Genomic DNA, 18,576 nt, shown 5'->3' on the forward strand with positions numbered 1-18,576 from the left:
CCGCCGCCCGCACCCCCCGCCACCCCGGTACCCGCCCCCGCCGGCCCACCAGGAACCGGGGGGCGGGGACGCGTTAGGGGCCCGGCCCCGCGGCCGTCCCCTTCTCGCTGTCTCACCCGGGGAGGGTCACTCCCCCGGCGTCGACTTGGCGATCTGCATCAGGAACTCGATGTTGGTGCGGGTCTGCTTGAGCTTGTCCAGCAGCAGGTCCAGCGCCGCCTGCGAGTCCAGCGAGTGCAGGACCTTCCGGAGCTTGTGGATGATGGCCAGCTCCTCCGGCGCGAGCAGGATCTCCTCCTTGCGCGTGCCGGACGGGTGGATGTCGATGGCCGGGAAGATGCGCTTGTCGGCGATCTTCCGGTCCAGCTTCAGCTCCGCGTTGCCGGTGCCCTTGAACTCCTCGAAGATGACCGTGTCCGCCATGGACCCGGTCTCCACCAGCGCGGTGGCGAGGATGGTCAGCGAGCCGCCGTTCTCGATGTTGCGGGCCGCACCCAGGAAGCGCTTCGGCGGGTAGAGCGCGGTGGAGTCGATACCACCCGACATGATCCGGCCGCTGGCCGGCGCCGCCAGGTTGTACGAGCGACCGAGGCGGGTCACCGAGTCGAGCAGCACGACCACGTCGTGGCCCAGCTCGACCAGGCGCTTCGCCCGCTCGATCGCCAGCTCGGCCACCGTGGTGTGGTCCTGCGGCGGACGGTCGAACGTCGCCGCGATGACCTCGCCCTTCACCGACCGCTGCATGTCGGTGACCTCTTCGGGCCGCTCGTCCACCAGCACCACCATCAGGTGGCACTCCGGGTTGTTGTGCGTGATCGCGTTAGCGATGGCCTGGAGCACCATCGTCTTACCCGCCTTCGGCGGCGACACGATCAGCGCGCGCTGGCCCTTGCCGAGCGGCATGACCAGGTCGATGACCCGGGTGGTGAGGATGTGCGGCTCGGTCTCCAGCCGCAGGCGCTCCTGCGGGTAGAGCGGGGTGAGCTTGTAGAACTCCGGCCGGCGCTTCGCCTCGTCCGGCTCCATCCCGTTGATGGTGTCCAGCCGCACCAGCGGGTTGTACTTGTCCCGCCGCTGCTCGCCGTCGCGCGAGGCGCGCACCGCACCGGTGATGGCGTCGCCGCGCCGCAGGCCGTACTTCTTGATCTGCGACATGGAGACGTAGACGTCGTTCGGGCCGGCCAGGTAGCCGGTGGTCCGTACGAACGCGTAGTTGTCGAGCACGTCGATGATGCCGGCCACCGGGACGAGCACGTCGTCCTCGCCGACCTGCGGCTCGCGTCCGCCGTCGCGCCCACCGTCGCGCCCGCCGTCGCGGCCAGCCTCGCCGCCCTCGGCGCGCTCACCGCGGCCACGGCGGCGGTCCCGGAACCGGCTGCGCCGGCCACGCCGGCCACCGCTCTCGTCGTCGTCGCCGTCGTTGTCACGCTCGACGCGCTGGCCCCGGTCGCCGCGCTCGTTGCGGTCACGGTCGCCGCCCCGCTCGGCACGCTCGCCCCGCTCGTTGCGGTCACCGCGCTCGGCACGCTCGCCGCGGTCACCCCGCTCGTTGCGCTCGCCCCGCTCGGCACGGTCACCGCGCTCGGTACGGTCAGCCCGCTCCGCGCGGTCACCCCGCTCCGCGCGGTCACTGCGGTCCGCACGGTCGGCACGGTCACCGCGCTCGTTGCGCTCGCCGCGCTCGGCACGCTCGGCACGCTCGCCGCGCTCCGCACGGTCGCCGCGCTCCGCACGGTCGCCGCGCTCGCCGCGCTCCGTACGCTCGGCACGGTCGCCGCGCTCGGCACGGTCACCGCGCTCACGGCTGCGGTCGGCACGCTCGCCGGCCTCGGCCTCGTCCGCGCGCGTCTCCGCCGGACGGGCCTCCGCCGGACGGACGGCCTCCGCCTCACGAGCCTCCGCCGGACGGGCCTCCGCGACCCGCGCCTCGGAGGTGGCGGCCCGGCTGCGCCGGGTCCGGCCACGGGGCTCGGCCTCGGCCGCCGCCGGCTCCGCCGGAGCCTGCTCCGTGGTACGCCGCGCGGCCGCCGGCCGCTCGGTGCTCTCGCGGACCTCGGCGTGGGCCTCTTCACGGGCGGGAGCGGCAGCGGCCTCGGCCCGCGGTCGAGGGGTCCCGGCGGTGGCGCCGCCCTGCCGCTCAGAGATCGCGCTGATCAGCTCGCCCTTACGCATGCGGGCCGTGCCCGAGATGCCGAGCGACGCGGCCAGGCTCTGCAGCTCCGGCAGCAGCATCGCCGACAGGCCGGTGCCGCTGCGCCGACGACGGGCGGGGGCGGCGGCGGTGGTGGCATCGCCAGCGACGTTGGAAACATCCGACGTCACGTCGGTGGTGTCGCTCAATGGATTCCTTCCCTCGATAGGCCGGGACTGCCCGGAGTCGAAAAACAAGGTGGCCGGGCGGCCTCGGTGCACCCGCCTCGCAAGGACGCGTCGCGGGAGTCTGTGACACAGCAGCCGGTCGGTTTCCCGACTCACCGAAGGTCGGTGAGCAGGTCTCGCCGTCTGCGGCGACCTGTGAAGACTGCGGTGCGGCGTGGGCCTAGGCAGGGGTGACGGGCTGACCGCCGAAAGCTTCGGGGGTGCGCCGACCCGCAGGGAGATCGCATGCTTCGCGGCTGTGCTAAGTCTAGAGCGTAATCAACTCTTCCGACCTGCGGCAACAGGGTCCCGCTCTGCGTGTCCCAGTCTACCCCGGGCAACCTGTGCTCCGCGCCCGTCTGGATCCAACCGCCAGACCTCCCAGCCTGTTCCCGCGTCGAAGCCCTCGGGTGGGCCGGTCAGGGCCAGGACGGTCGGGCCCGCACCGCTGACCACGGCGGCCACACCGGCCTCACGCAGCGCTTTCACCAGGGCGGCGCTGCCCGGCATGCCGTCGGCGCGGTAGTCCTGGTGCAGCCGGTCGACCGTGGCCGGCAGCAGCAGACCCGGATCGGCGGTCAGCGCGTGCACCAGCAGCGCGGCGCGGCCCGCGTTCAGCGCCGCGTCCCCGTGGGGCACGGTGGCCGGCAGCGCGGCCCGCGCGGTAGCCGTCAGGCCGCGCTCCGCCGGCACGAAGACCGTCGGTCGTACGCCATCGGCGACCGGCAACGACACCGCCCGGGCGCCGGAGGGCTCCGTCCAGGCCAGGGTGAAGCCGCCGAGCAGGCACGGCGCCACGTTGTCCGGATGGCCCTCGATCTCGGTGGCGAGGCGCAGCGCGGCGGCATCGTCGAGCCGGGTCTCGCCGTCGGTCACCAGCGCGCGGGCCAGCAGCACGCCGGCGACGATCGCCGCAGACGAGGAACCCAGCCCACGGGCCTGCGGGATGCGGTTGACGCACTCCACCGCCAGCCCGGGCGGCTGCCCGCCGAGCCCGTCGAAGGCCGCCCGCATGGCGCGGACGACCAGGTGCCGGTCGTCGGCCGGCAACTCCCCGGCGCCCTGCCCGGCCACGGTCACCGTGACGTCCCCCGCCGTCACCTCGGCGGCCACGTCGTCGTGCAGCGCCAGGGCGAGCCCCAGGGCGTCGAACCCCGGCCCCAGGTTGGCGCTGGTGGCGGGGACCCGGACCCGGACCGGGCCGGAGATGAAGTTCGTCGGCACGGGCTCATGGTAGGGCTGCACACCGACGGGGCGGATCGCCGCCCGCCGGATGGGACCGGGCCGGACGGCCTCGTCACCGGACGGTGGTGGCGCCGCCGGTCCGTTAGCCTGGCCCGACCGACGGCGGATGGAGGCGGGAATGCGCGAATTCGAGTACCTGGCGAGGACGTTCGTCTTCGAGGCGCCCACCGTGCTGGTGCTGCTGGTCGGGCTCGTACTGGCCGCGACGGCCGGGGGGCGGCTGCCTCGGAAGCCCCGGCTGCTGGCGCTGTCCGGGCTCGGCGTGCTGCTGGGCAGCGCACTGCTCAACGTGGCCTGGATCCTGCTGCTGTCCCGCGCGTTCAGTTTCGACTGGGGATACTCGAACTTCCGGCTCATGAACCTGGCCTACGGCGGGGTGCAGGCCCTGGCGTACCCGATCGGGACGGGTCTGCTGATCGCGGCGGTGCTGGTCGGGCGGCGGGCGGGCGGCGCGGAGGCCGGCCCGTTCGGCGGTCGACCGCTCGCCGGCGGCGGGCCGGTGCCGACCACCGCGCCGGTGCCCGCCGCCCAGCCGGTGCCGCCGACCGACCCGGGGTGGACCGTGGAGGGCGAGGCCGACGTGCCGGCGCAGTGGGGCGGTCGGTCCCGGCCGGACGCGCCGACGGGCGCCGGGACGGACCAACCCTGACCGCCGGGCGGGTCGGCGGGCGGCGCGTGCGCGCGGCGCTCGGGGTCGGCCGCCGCCGGGTCAGCGGGCGGCGCTCGGGGCCGGTTGCGCGGCCGGGTCCGTGAGCGAAAGCCGGCGCGTGGCGATCCGCCAGCCGACCGCGTAGACCACCGTGACCAGGCCACAGCTGGCCAGCACCACCCGCTCGTCCACGGTGTCCACCACCGCGGCCACGGCGAGCTGGCTGACGGAGACGGCGAGGGTCGCCAGCATCATGTCGGTGGCGAAGACGCGGCCCCGCAGCCGGTCCGGCACCTCCCCCTGCAGGGCGAAGTTCGACATCACCCAGTTGCTGCCGCCCGCGAAGTGGGCGACGAAGACCAGAGCCAGCACCAGCGGGAACCACTTGGCGACCGAGGTGCCGAGGTAGGCCAGGCCGTAGAGGGACATCGACAGCGCCAGCCCGGGCAGCAGCCAGGCGCGGTTGGTCAGCACCCGACGCATCAGGATCGGCCCGACGAGCGCCCCCGCCCCGCGGACCGCGAAGAGCAGCCCGGTGCCGACGGGGCCCACGCCGTACACGGCCGCGAGCAGCGGAAACACCGTCAGCACGCCGTTGCCGAGGCCCACCGCCGACTTCACGGTGACCAGCGCCAGCACCCTCGGCCGGTGCCCGATGTAGCCCAGCGCCTCCCGGATCGCCGGCCAGGTCCGCTGCACGGGCAGCTCCGCGTCGCGGGGCGCCTGCAACGGCCGGCGGATCAGCGTGGCCAGGCCCGCGGCGACCACCAGGCCCACCGCCGCCACCCAGAAGCAGGCGTACGGGCCGACGGCGGCGCTGAGCACGCCACCCAGGGAGGCGCCGACGACGGTCATGGTGCCCCAGGCCGACCCCGCGACGGCGTTGCCGGCGGCCAGCTCGTCGGGGTCGAGCACGTTGGGCAGGGCCGCCTGGGCCGCCGGGGAGTAGAACGCCTTGGCGACCGCCACCACGCCGATCCCGGCCATCGCCAGCCAGGCGGTCTCCGCGCTGCGGACGCCGAGCAGCAGCAGCACGCCGAGCAGGGCCGCGACGTTCGAAATGATCATGATCTTGCGCCGGTCGAACCGGTCCGCGATCGTGCCCGTGTACGGCAGCAGCAGCGCCACGATCCCGGTGTCGACGGCGAGCACCAGCGCGCCCCACACGCCGCTGCCGGTCAGGTCCGGCAGCAGCACCAGCAGCGGCACCATGACGAACCAGTCGGCGCCGAAGACCACCAGCTCGGCGAGGAACAGATTGCGGAAGTTGCGGTTGTGGGTGAGGACCGAGACGGTGGACGGCACGTTCGGGACCCTACCGGGCGGTGACCGGCGGGCCGGGCGTACGGCGGGTACCTGACCGAACGCGAACACCCCCGGCGGGTGGGACCCGTCGGGGGTGTTCGCGCACTGCCCTTACTCGGCCGGCGGCAGCGGGGACGTGCGGCTCTTCGGCAGCCGCAGCACCTCGAACTGGTCGGTGCCGTCCACCAGCGCGCCCGACGGCGTCGGCCGGGACGCCGGGGCACCGGTGGCCTCCGTGCCGGCGGTGGACGGGCCGCCCGCGGCGGGCACCGGGACCGGCGCGGCGGCGGGCGCCCCACCGTCGTCGCCGGCCGGGTCGCCGTCGCCCGTGCCGGTGGCCGGGACCACCCCGCCGGAGCGGCGGGCCCGGCGGGCGCGGAACGACTCCTTGGTGTTCTCCGCCATGGCGTAGAGCGTCGGCACCAGGATCAGGGTCAGCAGCGTCGAGCTGAGCAGCCCGCCGATCACCACGATCGCCAGCGGCTTGGAGATGAAGCCGCCCTCCCCGGTGAGGCCGAGCGCCATCGGCAGCAGCGCGAAGATGGTGGCGATTGCCGTCATCAGGATCGGTCGCAGCCGGCGCCGGCCGCCCTCGACCACCGCCTCCTGGACCCCCATGCCCTGGGCCCGGTACTGGTTGACGAGATCCAGCAGCACGATCGCGTTTGTCACCACGATGCCGACCAGCATGAGCACGCCGATCAGCGCCGGCACACCCATCGGGGTGCCGGTGGCCAGCAGCAGGCCGATCGCGCCGGTCGCCGCGAACGGGATGGAGATCAACAGGATCAGCGCCTGGACCAGGCTCCGGAACGTCGCCACCATGATCAGGAACACGATCGCGATGGCGGCGAGCACGGCCAGGCCCAGGTCGGCGAAGGCCTCCTCCTGGTCGGCGCTGACGCCGCCGATGGCGAAGCTCGCCCCCGGCACGTCGATGCCGTCCAGCTTCTTCTGCAACTCCTGCGTGATGGCGCCGAGGTTCGAGCCGGTGGCCGTACCGGTGACGGAGACGCTGCGCTCGCCGTCGATCCGGCTCACCTGCTGCGGGCCCTCGGTCTGGGTGACGTCGGCGATGTCGTCGAGCTTCACCGGCCCGACCGGCATCGCGCGCAGTTCCTCCACCGTGGTCGGCGGCTTGCCCGCGAACCGCAGCACCACGTCCCGCTGCCCGTCGTCGAGCGTGACCTGCCCCAGGGGCGAACCCCGGAACGCCTGGGCCACCACCTGGCCGACGGCGGCCTCGGTGAGCCCGACCCGGCCGGCGGCGACCCGGTCGACGGTGACGTCGACGCGCGGCACCCGCGTGGCGAGGCTGGTGGAGACGTCCTCGACGCCCGCCAGCCCGGCCATCGCCGACCGGACCTCCTCGGCGGCCCGGGTCAGCGCCTCCGGGTCGGTGCCCTGGACGACCACCTCGATCTGGTTGGCCGCCGCTCCGCCCTGGCCGGCGCCGAAGCTGACCTCACCGATGGCCGGGCCCAGCGCGTCGAACTCCCGGCGCAGCTTCTCCCGCATCTCCTGGGCGTCGGTCCCGTCACCGAGGGCCAGCGACCAGTTGGCGACGTTGTTGCCGCCGCCGCCGAACGGGTTGTCCCCGCCGCCCGCCGTGACCTGGTACGTCTCGATGTCCTCGGTGCGCTCCAGCACCGCCTCGATCTGCTTGGCCGCCGCGTCGGTGCCGACCAGGCCGGTGCCCGCCGGCAGTTCCTGGGTGATGCTCAGGGTGTCCTGGCCGGAGTCGTCGATGAAGTTGGTCTCCAGCTGGCGGGACAGGCCGAAGGTGCCGAACAGCACGAGCACGCCGAGCCCCAGCGTGATCCACCGGGTGGCCCGCTTGCGGGTGGCGAACCCGATCACCGGCAGGTACGCCCGCTGCAACGGGTTGCGCAGCTCCTTCTCCTCGGCCGCCCGGCGCACCGCGGCGTCGTCCGCCGTGCCGCTCGGCGGCTTCAGGAACCAGTACGCGAGCACCGGGATGACGGTCAGCGAGACCAGCAGCGAGGCGAGCAGGGCCACCGTGACGGTGATCGCGAACGGCGCGAAGAGCTGCCCGACGAAGCCGCCCACCAGGGCGATCGGCGCGAACACGGCGACCGTGGTGAGGGTGGACGCCGTCACCGCGCCGGCCACCTCGCGGACGGCGGCAAGGATCGCCTGCCGCTTCGGCTCGCCGTACTCCAGGTGTCTCTTGATGTTCTCCAGCACGACGATCGAGTCGTCGACCACCCGGCCGACCGCGATGGTGAGCGCGCCGAGGGTGAGCAGGTTGAGCGAGTAGTCGCCGATCCAGAGGGCGATCAGGGCGACCACCACCGAGAGCGGGATGGAGACCGCGGTGACCACCGTGGAGCGGACCGACAGCAGGAAGACCAGGATGACGATGACGGCCATGACCAGGCCCAGCAGGCCCTCGGTGGTCAGGCTCTCGATCGACTTCTCGACGAAGGGGGCCTGGTCGAAGACGACGGTCAGCTCGGTGCCGGAGGCCTCCCGCAGGTCGGCGAGGCGGTCCCGGATCTCGTGGGAGATCTCCACCGCGTTGCCGTCCGGGGAGGCGGTGACCGCGATGCCCAGGCTGTCCTTGCCGTTGGTGCGGGTGATCGCGGTGGCCGGGGCGAGCTGCTGCTCGACGGTGGCCACGTCGCCGAGGCGGATCGGGGCCGCCCGGCCCGTCGCCGGCGCGACCACGACGCCCCGGAGGTCGTCCAGCGTGGCGAGCCGGGTACCGACCTGCACCGGGAGCGCGCGGGTGCCGTCGGTCACCGCGCCGGCCGGCACCGTCACGCCGTTGGTCTTCAACGCCGCGCCGAGGGCGGTCGGCTGGAGCTTCGCCGCCGCCAGCTTGGCCGGATCCGGGGTGACCACCACGACGTCGTCGCGGGCGCCGGTCAGGTCGACCGTCCGCACCCCCTCGATCGCCTCCAACTCGGGCACCACCGTGGCGCGCAGCTTCTCCGCGAGGACGCGCTGGTCGGCACCGCCGGAGGCGGCGAGCACCACCGCGGGCAGGTCGTCGGTGCTGCCGGCGATGACCTGCGGGTCGACTCCCTCGGGCAGCTGCGCGTCGATCCGGTTGAGCGCGGTCTGCATCTTGTTGACCACGTCGTCCAGGTCGGTGCCGAACTCGTACTGGACCTGGACGGTCGTGGAGCCCTCGCGGGAGGTCGAGGTGACCTGGTCCAGCCCGGGGATGCCCTGGAGGGCGTTCTCGATCGGCTCGGTGACCTGCGACTCGACGACCTCGGGCCCGGCGCCGGGGTAGACCGCCACGATGAAGGCCGCCGGGAACTCCAGCGACGGCAGGAGCTGCTGCTTCAGTGACGGTACGGCGAACGCCCCGAACAGCGTGGTCACCACCGCGATGAGGGCGATCAGCCCTCGGTTGGCGAGGCTGAATCTGGCGAGCAGCGACATCGGCGTGACTCACTCCTGGAAAAGGCGATTGGCGGGGGTACCGGATTCTCCCCCACCCGGCCCGACCGGCCCCGGCCGACCCTGCCCCAGTCCGATGCACAGGACTCGCCTGCGCCGCCCCGTTTTTCCTCCCGTCGACCTCGACCGGCGCCGATCCGCCGGCGGCTCAGGCGAGGCCGATCCGCCAGCGGTTCAGGCGAGGTCGAGGCAGCGGGCGGCGGCCAGCGGGTCGTTGGCGATGGTGGTCGGCACGGGCGCGGTGGAGATCGCCCACTCCGGGTCCTTCAGGCCGTGGCCGGTGACCGTGCAGACCACCGTCGAGCCGGCCGGGACCCGACCGGCGGCGGCCTGCTGGAGCAGGCCGGCCACGCTGGCCGCGCTGCCCAGCTCGACGAAGACCCCGACCTCGCGGGCCAGCAGCCGGTACGCGGCCAGGATCTCCCGGTCGGTGACGGCGGCGATCAGCCCGCCCGAGGAGTCCCGGGCGTCGAGCGCCCTGGTCCAGCTCGCCGGATTGCCGATCCGGATGGCGGTGGCGATCGTGGACGGCTCGCGGACCACCTCCCCGGTGACGATCGGGGCGGCGCCGGCCGCCTGGAAGCCGTACATCTTCGGGGTGCGGGTGGCGTTGCCGTCCCGCAGGTCCTCCGAGTAGCCCATCCAGTAGGCGGAGACGTTGCCGGCGTTGCCGACCGGCAGGCAGTGGATGTCGGGCGCGTCGCCCAACGCCTCGACAATCTCGAACGCGGCCGTCTTCTGGCCGTGCAGCCGGTCGATGTTGACCGAGTTGACCAGGGCGACCGGGTAGTCCTGCGCGAGCTTGGCGGCCAGCGACAGGCAGTCGTCGAAGTTGCCGGTGACCTGGAGCAGCTTCGCCCCGTGCACGAGCGCTTGGGCCAGCTTGCCCAGCGCAATCTTGCCCTGCGGCACGAGCACCGCGCAGGTCAGGCCGGCGCGGGCCGCGTACGCCGCCGCGGAGGCGCTGGTGTTGCCGGTGGAGGCGCAGATGATCGCCTTGTTGCCGGCCTCGACCGCCTTGGAGACCGCGAGGGTCATGCCCCGGTCCTTGAACGAGCCGGTCGGGTTGGCGCCCTCCACCTTCAGGTGCACGTCGCAGCCGAGCCGGGCGGAGAGCACCGGCGCGGGCAGCAGCGGGGTGTTCCCCTCGTGCAGGGTCACGACCGGGGTGGCGTCGGTGACCGGCAGCCGGTCCCGGTACGCGTCGATCAGACCCCGCCACATGTCGTTCTCCCTCGCCTCTACCGTCCCGCCGAGTCGGGTACGCCTCCAGCCTGGACCAGTCTCGCCGTGTGCCCGCCGGCGCACCCGCAGTTAACCATCAGGCGAGACGCGGAAGCGCTCGCCCCGCCGGGCCGGGGCGACGAACGGACCCCGGCCCGCCCGGCACGCACCGCCGGCAGCCGCGGGCCGCTCCGCTCCCGTCACCGGAACACGACCGGACCGTCTGGCCGCGCGGCCCCGCGGGCGGACCGCTCAGAGCCCGCCCTCGACCCGCAGCACGCTCGCCACCGAGCGGACGATGTCCAGCCCGCGCAGCTCCCGCACGGTGGCGGCGAGCGCCGCGTCCGGCGCCACGTGGGTGACGATCACCAGGTCGGCGTCCTCGCCCCGACCCGCCGCGCCGCCGCCCGCCGGGCCCTGCCGCACGGTGGCGATCGACACGTCGTGCCGGGCGAACACGCCGGCCACCGCCGCCAGCACACCCGGCCGGTCGGCCACGTCGAGGCTGATGTGGTAGCGGGTCAGCGCCTCCCCCATGGGCCGCACCGGCAGGTCGGCGTACGCGCTCTCGCTGGCCGAGCGCACCCCGGCGAGCCGGTTGCGGGAGACCGCCACCACGTCGCCCAGCACCGCGCTGGCCGTCGGCGCGCCGCCCGCGCCCCGGCCGTAGAACATCAGCGGCCCGGCCGCCTCGGCCTCGACGAAGACGGCGTTGAACGCGTCGCCGACGCTGGCCAGCGGGTGGCCCAGCGGGATCATCGCCGGGTGCACCCGCACGCTGACCGTCTCCCGGCCGGCGGCGTCGGCGCCCCGGGCGGCGATGCAGAGCAGCTTGATGGTGCAGCCCATCGCCTTGGCGCTGGCCACGTCGGCCGCCGTGACCTCGGTGATGCCCTCGCGGTGCACGTCGGCCGCGCCGACCCGGGTGTGGAAGGCCAGCGAAGCGAGGATGGCCGCCTTGGCCGCCGCGTCGAAGCCCTCCACGTCGGCGGTCGGGTCGGCCTCGGCGTAGCCCAGCTCGGTGGCCTCCTCCAACGCCTCCGCGAAGCCGGCGCCGGTGGCGTCCATGGCGGAGAGGATGAAGTTGGTGGTGCCGTTGACGATGCCGGTGACCCGGTTGATCCGGTCGCCGTGCAGCGACTCGCGCAGCGGGCGCAGCAGCGGGATCGCCCCCGCCACGGACGCCTCGTAGTAGAGGTCGCCGCCGCCCTCGGCCGCCGCGTCGTGCAGGGCGGCGCCGTCCTCGGCGAGCAGCGCCTTGTTGGCCGTGACCACGCTCTTGCCGGCCCGCAGCGCCTCCACCAGCCAGCCCCGCGCCGGCTCGATGCCGCCGACCACCTCGACCACCACGTCGACGTCGTCGCGCTTGATCAGGCCGAGCGCGTCGGTGGTGAACAGGGCCGGGTCGACGGGCAGGTCGCCCCGATCACGGCCGAGACGGCGTACGGCGATGCCGGCGATCTCCAGCGGGGCGCCGATCCGGGCGGCGAGGTCGGCCGCCTGCTCGTGCAGCAGCCGGACCACCTCGCTACCGACCGTGCCGCAGCCGAGCAGTGCCAGGCGCACAGGTGATGTCATCCCACGTCCAATGCCAGCAGGTCCTCTTCGGTCTCCCGCCGGACGATCAGGCGCGCCTGGCCGTCGCGCACCGCGACCACCGGGGGGCGGGGCACGTGGTTGTAGTTGCTGGCCATGCTCCGGCAGTAGGCGCCGGTGCCCGGCACCGCGACAAGATCTCCGGGCTGCACGTCGGCGGGCAGGAATTCATCCTTCACCACGATGTCCCCGGACTCACAATGCTTTCCCACCACGCGGGCGAGCAGCGGCTCGGCGGCCGACGCCCGGGACGCCAGCGTCGCGGAGTAGGACGCGTCGTAGAGCGCGGTACGGATGTTGTCGCTCATCCCGCCGTCGACGCTGACGTAGGCACGACGCCCGTCCGCGCCGTCACCACCACCAGTGCCTACCGGCACGGACTTCACCGTGCCGACCTCGTAGAGGGTGAACACGGCCGGCCCGACGATCGCCCGGCCCGGCTCGATCGACAGGTGCGGGACCGCCAGCCGCTCGGCGGCGCACTCGGCCTCGACGATCCGGCGCAGCCGCTTCGCGAGGTCCTGCGGGGCGGCCGGGTCGTCCTGCGTCGTGTACGCGATGCCGAAGCCACCGCCGAGGTCCAGCTCGGGCAGCTCCACCCCGCGCGCGTCGCGGATCTGCGCCTGGAGGCCGAGCACCCGGCGGGCGGAGACCTCGAAGCCGCTGGCGTCGAAGATCTGCGAGCCGATGTGCGAGTGCAGGCCGCGCAGCTCCAGGACGCCCTCGTCGAGCACCCGGAAGGCCGCCTCGGCCGCCGCCCCGCCCGCGAGGGAGAAGCCGAACTTCTGGTCCTCGTGGGCGGTGGCGATGAACTCGTGGGTGTGCGCCTCGACGCCGACCGTGACCCGGATCAGCACCCGGGGGCGGACGCCCCGCTCGCGGGCGAGCGCGGTGAGGCGGCCGATCTCGTCGGACGAGTCGAGGATGATCCGGCCGACCCCGGCGTCGAGCGCCCGGGTCAGCTCGGTCACCGACTTGTTGTTGCCGTGGAAGCCGATCCGTTCGGGCGGCATCCCGGCCGACAGCGCGGTGGCCAGCTCGCCCCCCGTGCACACGTCGAGGTGCAGGCCCTCCTCGGCGATCATCCGCACCACGGCCCGGCAGAGGAACGCCTTGCCGGCGTAGTAGACGTCGACGCCGTCGAAGGCGGTGCGGAAGTCCCGGGCGCGGGACCGCAGGTCGTCCTCGTCGAGGACGTACACCGGGGTGCCGAACTCGGCCGCGAGGTCGCGGACGCCGAGGCCGGCCACGGCGAGCACACCGTCGCCGTCGCGGGTGACGTTGCGCGGCCACAGCGCCGGCACCAGGGCGTTGACGTCGGCCGGGGTACGCAGCCAGGACGGCCCCCGGCTGCCGATGTCACCGTGCAGCGCACCGGCCTCGTGAGCACGCATTACCGCTCCTACATCCTTTCCGGGGCCGAGACGCCCAGCAGGCGCAGGCCGTTGGCGATCACGGTGCGGGTGGCGTCGTTCAGCCAGAGCCGGGCCCGGTGCAGGTCGGTGGTCTCCTCGTCGCCGCGCGGCAGGATCCGGCACTCGTCGTAGAACCGGTGGTATGCCCCGGCCAGCTCCTCCAGGTAGCGGGCCACCCGGTGCGGGCCGCGCAGCTCGGCCGCCGCAGCGACCACGGCGGGGAACTCGGCGAGCGCCTTGAGCAGCTCGTTCTCCTTCTCGTGGCCGAGCAGATCGGGGCGGAACGCCTCGGCGTCGCCCCGGGTCAGCCCCACCTCGGCGGCGTTGCGGCCCACGCTGGCCGTCCGGGCCGCCACGTACTGCACGTAGTAGACCGGGTTGTCGCGGGTGGCCCGGGTCCACAGCTCGACGTCGATGTCGATCGGGGAGTCGCTGGAGTAGCGGGCGAGCGCGTAGCGGGAGGCGTCCACGCCGATCGCGTCGACCAGGTCCTCCAGGGTCACCACCGTGCCGGCCCGCTTGCTCATCCGGACCGGGGCGCCGTCGCGGACCAGGTTGACCAGCTGGCCGATCAGGATCTCCAGGCTGCGCTCCGGGTCGTCGCCGAAGCAGGCGGCCATCGCCTTCATCCGGCCGATGTAGCCGTGGTGGTCGGCGCCCAGCATGATCACGACGCGGTCGAAGCCGCGCTCCCGCTTGTCCAGGTAGTAGGCGCAGTCGGCGGCGAAGTAGGTCCACTCGCCGTTGGACTTGCGCAGCACCCGGTCCTTGTCGTCGCCGAAGTCGGTGGTGCGCAGCCAGGTCGCGCCGTCGGACTCGTAGAGGTGGCCCTGGTCACGCAGCCGCTGGAGGGCCAGGTCCAGCTCGCCCCGGTCGTGCAGGTCCTTTTCGTTGAAGTAGGTGTCGAACTCCACCCCGAAGCCGCGCAGCGAGGACTTGATCTCGGCGAACATGAGCTGCACGCCCTCGACCCGGAAGACCTCCTGGGCGGCGGCGTCGTCCAGCTCCAGCACGTCGGGGCGGATGCCCCGGACGGCGTCGGCGATCTCGCTGATGTACGCCCCGGCGTACCCGTCCTCGGGGGCCGGCTCGCCCTTCGCGGCGGCGAGCAGCGACCGGGCGAACCGGTCGATCTGGGAGCCCGCGTCGTTGAAGTAGTATTCCGTCCCGACCTCGGCGCCGGTGGCGCGCAGGAGCCGGCTCAGCGCGTCGCCGACGGCCGCCCAGCGGACGCCGCCGATGTGCACCGGGCCGGTCGGGTTCGCCGAGACGAACTCCAGGTTCATCCGCTGCCCGGCGAGCCGGTCGCTGCGCCCGTACGCCTCGCCCGCCTCCACGATCGTGCGGGCGAGCTGGCCGGCGGCGGCCGCGTCGAGCCGGATGTTGAGGAAGCCCGGGCCGGCGATCTCCACCGACTTGACCCCCGGGGCCCGGCCGAGCTGCTCGGCGAGGGCCGTGGCCAGCTCGCGCGGCGGGACGCCCACCTTCTTGCTGAGCTGGAGGGCCAGCGTGGAGGCGTAGTCGCCGTGCTCGGGGCTGCGAGGTCGCTCGACCGCCGTCCGCTCCGGCAGGGCGGAGCGGTCCAGGCCACGCTCGGTGAAGACGGCGTGGGCTGCGGATAGGACGACCTCGGCGAGTTCTGCGGGAGTCACCGATCCATGTTATCGGGGGTAGACTCGGCACCCGCGGCGGCGACCCAGTGTGTGAGACCGGCCCGCCGGATCCCCTGACCGACCGACCTGACGAGGCACGATGAGCATCAGCACACCGGGTGGCGGCCCCGAGCGGCGCCCGAACGTGGTCAGCACCGGCAAGAAGCCGGCAGCGGGCCGGCCGGCAGCAGGCGCCAAGACCGGGTCCGGCGGCGCCAAGCCCGGTTCCACCGGCGCGAAGACCGGATCCACCGGCGCCAAGGCCGGGTCCGGCAAGCCGACGGGCACCCGCCCCGGCGCCGGGGGCAAGAGCCGCAAGCCCATCGCCCCGGTCAAGGTGAGCCAGGGCCGCTCGTGGGGGCCGATCGCGCTCTTCGTCGCCGTGGGTGTGCTGGCCGTGGCGATCATCGGCTACGGCGCCTGGGCGACGTTCCAGGGCGCCAAGCCCTGGGAGGACCGGGCGGACGCGATCGACGGCATCGTCAACTACCGCGAGAAGGACAAGGACCTCGTGTCCGGCGGCAACCACAAGACGGGGCCCCTCACCTACACGGTGCTCCCGCCGGTGGCCGGCCCGCACAACGCGGCCTGGCAGAACTGCATGGGCGACGTCTACCCCGCCCAGATCGCCAACGAGCACGCGGTGCACAGCCTGGAGCACGGCACGGTCTGGATCACCTACCGCCCGGACCTGCCCGCCGACCAGGTGACGAAGCTCGCCGACAAGGTGCGGGGCAAGGAGAAGCTGATGCTCAGCCCGTTCGAGGGGCTGGACAAGCCGATCTCGCTCCAGGCGTGGGGCTACCAGCTCAAGGTCGACAACGCCGACGACGGCCGCATCGACGAGTTCATCAAGACGCTGAAGGTCAACGCCTCGATCGAGGGGCCGACCGCGCTGTGCAGCCAGGGCATCACCGCCACCGGCACCACGCCGCGCGACGACGCCCAGCAGATGCCGCAGGGCTGAGGAGAGCGATGAGCATCCCGACCATGACCGCGACCAGCGAGCCGGCCAGCCCGGCTCCGGAGGAACGGCGGTCGCCGGCCCGCTGGGGCACGGCCGCGCTGGCCCTGGCCGTCGTGGTCGGGCTGCTCCTCGGGTACGCCGGTGGCATGCTGACCCCCCGGCTCACCCGGCCGGGCGACGCCTCGGCGGAGGCGGGATTCGCCCGGGACATGCTGACCCACCACGCGCAGGCGGTGGAGATGGGCCTGGTCGCCTTCGACAAGGGCAGCGATCCGGAGGTCCGCAGCATCGGCGGCGACATCGCCACCTCCCAGCAGGGCGAGATCGGCACGATGCACACGTGGCTGCGCTCGTGGGGGCTCGACCCGGCGGGCAGCCAGCCGCCGATGTCGTGGATGTCCGACGGCGCCGGCCTGGTCAGGAACGGCCTCATGCCGGGCATGGCCACCCCCGAGGAGATGGCGAAGCTGCACGCGGCCGAGGGCCGGGAGCTGGACGTCCTCTTCCTGCAACTGATGATCAAGCATCACCTGGGCGGCATCCACATGATCGACGGCATCCTCGACGTCAGCGACGAGCCCGACGTCGTCAGGACCGCGCAGACCATGAAGAACACCCAGCGCAACGACCTCACGAATCTCCAGAACGCGCTGAAGCGGTTGGGCGGCTGACCCCGCCGCCACCGCACCGTCGCCCGATCGAGAGGTCCGCGTCGCCGCCGCTTCACCCGGCCGACGCGGACCTCTCGCCATCCCAGCCCCCGCAGGGCGCCGGCCAGCCGCGCCGACCCCTGCTCCGGCTGTAAGCACGATGCTGCAGGTCACGCGCGCTGGTTGGGCGGCGAGAGAGGCCGCCCACGCCTCCCTGTCCGCTTTGAGTGCTAAGCGATCTCCTGCGCCATCTACCCCATTGCGACACTAAGAGAGTTTTCTCCACACATATCGTGACCAGTTGCGATTCGGGCTCGTTGCGCAGGACGTGGGGGTTGCACTGAGAGACGCGCGGCGTTCGGTCACCAGCTGGTGCCGGCGCCACACCATCGGCGGTGACGGGGCGGTGGCAGCCGTCCGTCGCGGACAGCGGCAGGGCGAGCCGGGAACGCTCAGCCGCGAACAGGAGCTCGAACTCATCGACGTCCTGCGGGGCGTCCATCCCGACGAGCTGGGCCTGGACGAGGAGCTGTGGACGCGGCAGAGCCTGCACGCCCTCATCCAGCACCGCTTCGAGCCGTCCATGGACGCCGGGGCGGTGGGCGCGTACCTGCGGGCCTGGGGGCTGGGCCCCCGGGAGCCCCGGGAACGGGCCTGCGGCCTCTGCGTCGGCGCGGTGGAACGCTGGGTGCGCAGCGAGTACCCGGCCATCACCCGGGCGGCGCAGGAGCACCTCGCCGAGGTCTACTGGATCGGCCGCGTACGCCTGCGGGGCACGATGCCGGCGGCGGACGTCATCTCCGCCGTCTCCTCCCGCGGCCGGGTGCGCTTCATGATCACCACCCCGTCGGTCGACCCGCCGCTCCCGCGCGACTTCGTGCTGCGGCTCAGCGGCGAGGAGCAGCGGACCGTGCACCTGATCGTCGACGGCTCCTGGCCCCGCAGCGAGTGGCCCCGCCGCCTGCCCCGCCGCATCGTGCTGCACCCGCTGCCGAGCTGCGGCCGCCCCGTCGCCGCCTGACCACCCGCGCGAGTGGCGTTGGCGAGTGGAACGTCAGGGGTGTATCCGGTGCCCGGAAACACCCGTGAGGTTCCACTCGTGCCAGCCGGGGGGGGGTTGTTGGCAGCGGCGTCCGGGTGCAGGTGGAACAGGGTGGCACCGGTCGCCGGTCCTCCGGCGACCGACATCGGCAGGGCGGGGCGACACGAGGGCGCGCACCGGATACCGATTCGGTGTTCGGGGGAGACGTTTGCTAGTCTTCTCCAGTCGCTGAGCCCCCGTAGCTCAGGGGATAGAGCACCGCCCTCCGGAGGCGGGGGCGCAGGTTCGAATCCTGCCGGGGGCACACCAGACAACGATCGAACGGGGTGGACGCCGAGCGTCCACCCCGTTCGCCTGTCCACGTCAGGTCCGAGGTGCCGTCGCCCAGCGCAGCAGCGCGGTGAACGCCAGGGCCGCCGTCACCGCTCCGCCCACCAGGCGCACCCGGTGCCCCGCGACGAACTCGGCCGCCACCTCACGCAGGTACTGCGGGGAGTGCGTGCCGACCGGGTCGACGAACATGATCTCGTTGCGCGGCCAGAAGAAGAACACGGAGAACAGGAACTCGCAGGCGACGAAGACCACGGCCGCGCCAGCGATCCACCAGCGCAGCCGGCGGTCGCGCCAGGTCAGCACCGCCGCGGCGAGGCAGGCGAGCACGACGGTAGCGCCGAGCGGCGGGAAGTAGTCACTCGGGCCGCCCGCCACCAGGAACTCGCGGGCCCGGTCCAGCGACGCCGGCGGGTCCCCGAAGATGTTCGGGTAGAGCATCACGGTCTCGGCGGCGACGCCGCCGAACGACATCATCGCCGTCCACACCAGAACGACGAGCACCGCCCAGATGAGCCTGTCGCGGGTCATGGGTCCTCCTGCCGATCCGTCGACGCCGTCCCGGCGCCGTCGGCCGGGTCGTCCCGGCGTCGTCCGCTGGGTCGTCGTCGACGCTAGGTGGGCCGCCGCGGCCCGTCTGCCGCCCGACGGCGTGAAGGCGGGGTCGCCTGTGGACGTACGGCGGCGCGGACCGGTCGCTTGTCCGCG

At 73.4% G+C, this 18,576-nt stretch carries 13 protein-coding genes and 1 tRNA gene; 5 read left to right on the forward strand and 9 right to left on the reverse strand.

Features of this window, described 5'->3' with window-relative positions; genetic code table 11:
* Positions 1-126: 126 nt before the first annotated feature.
* Positions 127-2,340 carry a transcription termination factor Rho gene (rho, locus tag ACPXCB_RS04760; RefSeq protein WP_425872528.1) on the reverse strand — a complete coding sequence of 738 codons (2,214 nt, stop codon included), beginning with the start codon at positions 2,338-2,340 and terminating at the stop codon, positions 127-129.
* Positions 2,341-2,637: 297 nt separating this feature from the next.
* Positions 2,638-3,582 (reverse strand): homoserine kinase, encoded by a 945-nt coding sequence (gene thrB / locus ACPXCB_RS04765; protein ID WP_425872530.1) that lies wholly within the window; start codon positions 3,580-3,582, stop codon positions 2,638-2,640.
* A 139-nt stretch (positions 3,583-3,721) separates the two neighbouring features.
* Between thrB and ACPXCB_RS04770 the strand changes: the two genes are divergently transcribed.
* Complete coding sequence (locus ACPXCB_RS04770; RefSeq protein WP_425872532.1) at positions 3,722-4,252, forward strand: hypothetical protein; 531 nt, start codon at positions 3,722-3,724, stop codon at positions 4,250-4,252.
* 60 nt (positions 4,253-4,312) lie between these two features.
* Here ACPXCB_RS04770 and ACPXCB_RS04775 read toward each other — a convergent pair whose 3' ends face one another.
* The 6 genes from ACPXCB_RS04775 to argS all read right to left on the reverse strand — a co-directional run bounded on the left by ACPXCB_RS04775 (position 4,313) and on the right by argS (position 14,879).
* Positions 4,313-5,557 (reverse strand): MFS transporter, encoded by a 1,245-nt coding sequence (locus ACPXCB_RS04775; protein ID WP_425872534.1) that lies wholly within the window; start codon positions 5,555-5,557, stop codon positions 4,313-4,315.
* A gap of 111 nt (positions 5,558-5,668) precedes the next feature.
* Positions 5,669-8,974: an efflux RND transporter permease subunit gene (locus ACPXCB_RS04780; RefSeq protein ID WP_425872536.1), complete on the reverse strand. Its 3,306-nt coding sequence runs from the start codon at positions 8,972-8,974 to the stop codon at positions 5,669-5,671.
* A 192-nt stretch (positions 8,975-9,166) separates the two neighbouring features.
* Positions 9,167-10,216 carry a threonine synthase gene (gene thrC / locus ACPXCB_RS04785; protein WP_393167990.1) on the reverse strand — a complete coding sequence of 350 codons (1,050 nt, stop codon included), beginning with the start codon at positions 10,214-10,216 and terminating at the stop codon, positions 9,167-9,169.
* A gap of 252 nt (positions 10,217-10,468) precedes the next feature.
* Positions 10,469-11,782, reverse strand: coding sequence for a homoserine dehydrogenase (locus ACPXCB_RS04790; RefSeq protein ID WP_425872886.1), 1,314 nt, complete (start codon positions 11,780-11,782; stop codon positions 10,469-10,471).
* 8 nt (positions 11,783-11,790) lie between these two features.
* Positions 11,791-13,206, reverse strand: a complete 1,416-nt coding sequence (gene lysA / locus ACPXCB_RS04795; RefSeq protein ID WP_425872538.1) for a diaminopimelate decarboxylase — start codon at positions 13,204-13,206, stop codon at positions 11,791-11,793.
* Positions 13,207-13,214: 8 nt separating this feature from the next.
* Positions 13,215-14,879 (reverse strand): arginine--tRNA ligase, encoded by a 1,665-nt coding sequence (gene argS, locus ACPXCB_RS04800; protein ID WP_425872539.1) that lies wholly within the window; start codon positions 14,877-14,879, stop codon positions 13,215-13,217.
* Between the two features lie 100 nt (positions 14,880-14,979).
* Between argS and ACPXCB_RS04805 the strand changes: the two genes are divergently transcribed.
* From ACPXCB_RS04805 to ACPXCB_RS04820, 4 genes are all read left to right on the forward strand, one after another.
* Positions 14,980-15,846: a DUF3105 domain-containing protein gene (locus ACPXCB_RS04805; RefSeq protein WP_425872541.1), complete on the forward strand. Its 867-nt coding sequence runs from the start codon at positions 14,980-14,982 to the stop codon at positions 15,844-15,846.
* An 8-nt stretch (positions 15,847-15,854) separates the two neighbouring features.
* Entirely contained in the window at positions 15,855-16,517 is a 663-nt protein-coding gene (locus ACPXCB_RS04810) for a DUF305 domain-containing protein (protein ID WP_425872543.1), read from the forward strand.
* Positions 16,518-16,824: 307 nt separating this feature from the next.
* Entirely contained in the window at positions 16,825-17,517 is a 693-nt protein-coding gene (locus ACPXCB_RS04815) for a winged helix-turn-helix domain-containing protein (protein ID WP_425872545.1), read from the forward strand.
* Positions 17,518-17,770: 253 nt separating this feature from the next.
* Positions 17,771-17,842, forward strand: a tRNA-Arg gene (locus tag ACPXCB_RS04820).
* A 59-nt stretch (positions 17,843-17,901) separates the two neighbouring features.
* On the opposite strand, the gene ACPXCB_RS04825 is transcribed toward ACPXCB_RS04820, so the two are convergent.
* Positions 17,902-18,399, reverse strand: a complete 498-nt coding sequence (locus tag ACPXCB_RS04825; protein ID WP_425872547.1) for an anthrone oxygenase family protein — start codon at positions 18,397-18,399, stop codon at positions 17,902-17,904.
* Positions 18,400-18,576: the final 177 nt, after the last annotated feature.

Source organism: Micromonospora sp. DT62 (assembly GCF_049847285.1).
Lineage (GTDB): Bacteria > Actinomycetota > Actinomycetes > Mycobacteriales > Micromonosporaceae > Micromonospora > Micromonospora reichwaldensis.

What these genes read in the sequence shown, in the direction of transcription:
- ACPXCB_RS04770 (WP_425872532.1), top strand. Translation starts at nt 3,722, where the DNA reads ATGCGCGAATTCGAGTACCTGGCGAGGACGTTCGTCTTCGAGGCGCCC.
- ACPXCB_RS04780 (WP_425872536.1), bottom strand. Translation starts at nt 8,974, where the DNA reads ATGTCGCTGCTCGCCAGATTCAGCCTCGCCAACCGAGGGCTGATCGCC.
- thrC (WP_393167990.1), bottom strand. Translation starts at nt 10,216, where the DNA reads ATGTGGCGGGGTCTGATCGACGCGTACCGGGACCGGCTGCCGGTCACC.
- lysA (WP_425872538.1), bottom strand. Translation starts at nt 13,206, where the DNA reads ATGCGTGCTCACGAGGCCGGTGCGCTGCACGGTGACATCGGCAGCCGG.
- ACPXCB_RS04805 (WP_425872541.1), top strand. Translation starts at nt 14,980, where the DNA reads ATGAGCATCAGCACACCGGGTGGCGGCCCCGAGCGGCGCCCGAACGTG.
- ACPXCB_RS04810 (WP_425872543.1), top strand. Translation starts at nt 15,855, where the DNA reads ATGAGCATCCCGACCATGACCGCGACCAGCGAGCCGGCCAGCCCGGCT.
- ACPXCB_RS04825 (WP_425872547.1), bottom strand. Translation starts at nt 18,399, where the DNA reads ATGACCCGCGACAGGCTCATCTGGGCGGTGCTCGTCGTTCTGGTGTGG.